Annotated in this window: 1 protein-coding gene; it reads right to left on the reverse strand. The window is 60.2% G+C overall.

The window, feature by feature from the left end:
* Window positions 1-1,199, reverse strand: a 1,199-nt coding sequence (gene ftsH, locus P792_RS27705) for an ATP-dependent zinc metalloprotease FtsH (protein ID WP_035439717.1), incomplete at both ends; no start/stop codon positions are given.

The following is a 1,199-nucleotide window of genomic DNA, read 5'->3' on the forward strand; positions in this document are numbered from 1 at the left end:
TGCCTTGGCGACCCGGTGCAGCGCGTCGATATGCTCCAGCAAGAGCGCGTGAGCCTGACGATACGCCGTATCGATCAAAACCCGGATCTCGCGATCGATTTCCATCGCGGTCTGCTCGGACACGTTCTTGTTCTGCGTCACGGAGTGTCCCAGGAATACCTCCTGACCATTATCACCGTAAGCGACCATGCCGAGCTTCTCGCTCATGCCCCACTCAGTGACCATGCGGCGCGCGTAATTCGTCGCCATCTTGATGTCACCAGAGGCACCGGTCTCGACATTTTCGGCGCCGAAGATGATCTCTTCAGCAGCACGGCCACCCATGGCCAGCACGAGCTGCGCCTTGAGCTGGGTCCGGCTCATGTTAAGACGATCACCTTCCGGGAGGATCTGAACCATGCCAAGCGCACGGCCACGTGGAATGATGGTCGCCTTGTGTATAGGATCGGAACCGGCAGTCAGCAGGGCACAGATGGCATGGCCACCTTCATGGTACGCTGTCTTCTTCTTCTCGTCCTCGGTCATGGCCAGTGAGCGACGTTCGGCGCCCATCAGAACCTTGTCCTTGGCATTGTCGAATTCGAGCATTGCCACGGTGCGCTTGCCCAGACGGGCAGCGAGCAGAGCGGCCTCGTTGACCAGATTGGCAAGGTCGGCACCGGAGAATCCCGGCGTACCACGGGCGATCACCTTGGGATCAACATCCGACGCCAGCGGTACCTTGCGCATATGGACGCGCAGGATCTTCTCACGCCCTGCAACATCCGGGTTCGGCACCACAACCTGACGATCGAAACGACCGGGGCGGAGCAAGGCAGGGTCGAGCACGTCAGGACGGTTTGTCGCCGCGATGAGGATAACGCCCTCATTGCTCTCAAACCCGTCCATCTCCACCAACATCTGGTTGAGGGTCTGTTCGCGTTCGTCATTGCCGCCACCCAGACCTGCGCCGCGATGACGGCCAACCGCATCGATTTCGTCAATGAAGATGATGCACGGCGCCGATTTCTTCCCCTGCTCGAACATGTCGCGGACACGGGAAGCGCCGACACCCACGAACATCTCGACGAAGTCCGAACCGGAGATCGTGAAGAACGGTACATTGGCTTCACCCGCGATAGCACGCGCGAGCAGGGTCTTACCTGTGCCCGGAGGGCCAACAAGCAGCGCGCCTTTAGGAATCTTACCGCCCAGGCGGG

The organism is Asaia sp. SF2.1, assembly GCF_000505765.1.
Taxonomy (GTDB): Bacteria; Pseudomonadota; Alphaproteobacteria; order Acetobacterales; family Acetobacteraceae; genus Asaia; species Asaia bogorensis.